Consider the following 3,221-nt stretch of genomic DNA (forward strand, 5'->3'; position numbering starts at 1 on the left):
TTTATTTCATCCCCTTCTCTATTTGACACCTATATTCTAACAATAAAGCGGTTACATTCCATCTGTCGATTGTCATAAGATCATACTTACATTTTTCACTGTTTTTTATGACATTTGTCATAAAAAATTAATATCAATTATTAAAAATAAAAAACACTAACTTAATAACCATTAAATTAGTGTCATAGAATATTAATAATTTGATCATATTTTGCAATTATTATTTTAAACCACACATCTTATATAATTCTTCAATGCAAGGAGACTTATACTCAATATACTTTTCTATATCATCAGGAAATAACTGTGCTGCTTTTTCTTTAACTGCTCCATATTTTTTTACTGCTTCGGGATTGCTTCTAAGAAAGTCTCTAAACGTAAGATGATGATGTAGTTCTTTTGATTGTTGCGGACAGACATAAAGATGATGTGTCTGTAAATGAGGTTTATTAAAATATTTGAAAGCTTCTCTACCTTCAATACCTAGGTTGCCTTCATAAATATAACCAATAGCTTCTAATTTACTTACAATAGTATTAAAAACCGAATAATCTTTCATCACTACATCAATATCAATACAAGGCTTAGCCGACAATCCTTCTACCGAAGTACTTCCAACATGTTCAATACCGATAATTAAATCACCGATGGCATCAATTATTTCTTTTCTTATTGCCTCAAAATCAGATTTCCACTTTTTATCATATGGCAAAACTATAACTTTTGTTGTACGCATTTTTTAATCTCCTTTACCATTATTAATTTTTAAAATTCATTTATAAAGTTACTTGAAAGCAACCACATATCAAATAATAAACCCGTTAAGTTAATCGTATTAATATCTTATCATTTTTTCTAAAATATTTTCAATTGTCAATATTGTCCAAGATAAGACTACTATATTTCTTCAATTTTGTAATATCGTATTAAAAAGGATATTTTTTAAATAATGCAAAAATATCCTTTTTATTCATACTTATCTAAATATATTTTTATATTAACCCTGATAAAATAAGATCAGTTAATGAATTACTTCATAGCGTAATCTAAGATATGAATCTTCTAAAACTTCACATTCCTGCAGTTTCAAGACACCTAATTTTGCTAATTCATCTTCTGATAATATTGATTTTCCATCAATTAAAGTGGCTGTATCTTTACCCCCAATTAAAATAGGGGCTACTACAATATCAATATAATCAATCAGCTGTTCACGAAGAAATAGTCCATTTAATGTACCACCAGATTGTATCGTTATCCTGTCACAGCCATATTCTGTTTTTAGTCTTCTAAGTATATCATTTAGTAATAATTCATCTTGGTAAATGATATGAAGATTGTCTGCTTCTATCTTAAATGCTGGATGATCTTTATTGGAAGTAACCAATACAAATTGTTTCGATAAAGCACAAAAGTAACGAATGCCATGTTCATTTAAATGTTTATTATCAATTATAACGAAAGAAACTGGGGGTTTTATCTGGAATAGCAGCGGTATTAACGCCAATTTTAGCTTGAGTTCTTCCAGAATTAAGTGACCATAAATCTGTCGTCTGTTCTATTTCATAATATTGATGTAATCCCTCTTTAACCCCTGTAATTTTAGGAAAGTCTTTGTCGACATCTAAATTATCTGATGCTCCAGTGCTGATTTTGCCATCAACAGAAATCAACATAAATAGTGTTGTAATCGGTCTATCCATTTTATTCCTCCTAAAAATCTAATTTATCTCTTTGTTTGATTATATCATATCTTCGTTTATTTATTTAATTTATTCTCATTTAATGCTTGATTACAATTAACATAATGCTAATTATTGCTATTTTCCCTTGCATTATGTGAAATATACATCAAATATGTTAATATTATATAGTGGTTTATATTTATTTTAAAATTAAAATCTAATCTTACAATACACAATATTATAGCAACATTAAAACACCTTTTTAATTCGAATTATTCTATAGGGAGAATAAAATGAGATTACTAATATTTTTATTTATCTTATACATACTATTTTATTTTATTACTAGTAATTATTTTCTTATCATAGTTCCACTTGTTATTATATCTGTACTAGTTTTGATATCTATTCGTTCCTTGATTGATAATATAAAACTAATAAGAAATAAAAAAGTGCATAAAAATCAAAGAATAGCATATGATACGATTGGTATATACATTACTAGCGTAGTCTTAAGTATGGTCATTATAACTTTCTTGGCTTCTGTGTTTGTAAATTATACAAAAAATACCATTGATTCCTATAATTATCACAATAGCAATTATTATGGATATAAATCAGATTATGAAATTGACATATTGCAACCTATTTTATTATTTGATGGTATTGAATTATGTATACTATTCATGTTATTTTGCACTAATCATTACATATCCAGCGTATATGAAATTGACGAATACTATGCAAAAACAGAAAAAAAAATCAATTGCAAATAGTAATAAATCTTCTGTAAGTAAACCCAACTCAATTGCTGTAGAACATAAAGAAGAATCAAAAATAAATCAAGATACACCTATTAAAACAAATGAATTTAAAGATATCCCTAACTATAAATCACACAGCAACATAATAAGACCTAAAGTGGTTATCAAATCACTAACACGCACATATAAACAAAAAATTAGTAAATTTGATAATCTTAATCCTGAATCACTTCTTCATGAATTAGGCTATAAAGCTGGTAAAACGGGTTTATCACTCAATGAACGCCGTAAGATAATAAAGTATGCAATCAATAATTGTATACTATCCAAACAGGAAATTATTAATATCTTACAGCGAAATATAGCTATGCATAAAAACAACCCAAAGATGAAAATAGCAATTCAGGACTGGCAAAAAGATCTACTATATGTTAAAAATGAACTTTAAATATATTAAAATACCTGAGTATAAATCCAAATTATTTTGTACACAGTAAAAAACACGGTAATCTTACCGTGTGATTTTTTATATTAAATTACAGTCTTTTAATATTTTTTCAATAACTTCCCATACCATCAAAGAAGGATTTTCCCTATAAAAACTATAACCTTTATATCTTTGTAACTGATATCCATTAGCCTGATTAGATTGCATAATACATTTTGATCGTTCTATAGCTTTTTTTACATTATCAATCTTTAACTGTTCTAAACAACTAGTAAAATGATCTTTATGCTTATAATCATCCATGCTTAAAAAATGCTTGTTATA

4 protein-coding genes and 1 pseudogene are annotated in these 3,221 nt (G+C 26.7%); 1 reads left to right on the top strand and 4 read right to left on the bottom strand.

The genetic code is table 11. From position 1 onward, the window contains the following. Positions 1–220 precede the first annotated feature (220 nt). The 3 genes from Q0K54_RS00445 to Q0K54_RS00455 all read right to left on the bottom strand — a co-directional run bounded on the left by Q0K54_RS00445 (position 221) and on the right by Q0K54_RS00455 (position 1,703). On the bottom strand, positions 221–736 hold the full coding sequence (locus Q0K54_RS00445) for a GrpB family protein (RefSeq protein WP_294577806.1): 516 nt from the start codon (positions 734–736) through the stop codon (positions 221–223). A gap of 285 nt (positions 737–1,021) precedes the next feature. After that, on the bottom strand, positions 1,022–1,507 hold the full coding sequence (locus tag Q0K54_RS00450; protein WP_294577810.1) for a dihydrofolate reductase family protein: 486 nt from the start codon (positions 1,505–1,507) through the stop codon (positions 1,022–1,024). Then, on the bottom strand, positions 1,449–1,703 hold the full coding sequence (locus tag Q0K54_RS00455; protein ID WP_294577813.1) for a hypothetical protein: 255 nt from the start codon (positions 1,701–1,703) through the stop codon (positions 1,449–1,451). Before Q0K54_RS00455 ends, Q0K54_RS00450 begins: the two co-directional genes overlap by 59 nt. A 723-nt stretch (positions 1,704–2,426) precedes the next feature. On the opposite strand from Q0K54_RS00455, the gene Q0K54_RS00460 reads away from it, so the two are divergent. Continuing rightward, positions 2,427–2,897 carry a hypothetical protein gene (locus Q0K54_RS00460; protein ID WP_294577814.1) on the top strand — a complete coding sequence of 157 codons (471 nt, stop codon included), beginning with the start codon at positions 2,427–2,429 and terminating at the stop codon, positions 2,895–2,897. A 78-nt stretch (positions 2,898–2,975) separates the two neighbouring features. Here the strand turns inward: Q0K54_RS00460 and Q0K54_RS00465 are convergent. Then, a pseudogene (locus Q0K54_RS00465) lies at positions 2,976–3,221 on the bottom strand (RloB domain-containing protein); the annotation flags it as partial.

This window comes from uncultured Thomasclavelia sp., assembly GCF_944324745.1.
In the GTDB taxonomy this organism is placed as follows: domain Bacteria; phylum Bacillota_I; class Bacilli_A; order Erysipelotrichales; family Coprobacillaceae; genus Thomasclavelia.

What these genes read in the sequence shown, in the direction of transcription:
- Q0K54_RS00455 (WP_294577813.1), bottom strand. Translation starts at nt 1,703, where the DNA reads ATGGATAGACCGATTACAACACTATTTATGTTGATTTCTGTTGATGGC.
- Q0K54_RS00445 (WP_294577806.1), bottom strand. Translation starts at nt 736, where the DNA reads ATGCGTACAACAAAAGTTATAGTTTTGCCATATGATAAAAAGTGGAAA.
- Q0K54_RS00460 (WP_294577814.1), top strand. Translation starts at nt 2,427, where the DNA reads ATGCAAAAACAGAAAAAAAAATCAATTGCAAATAGTAATAAATCTTCT.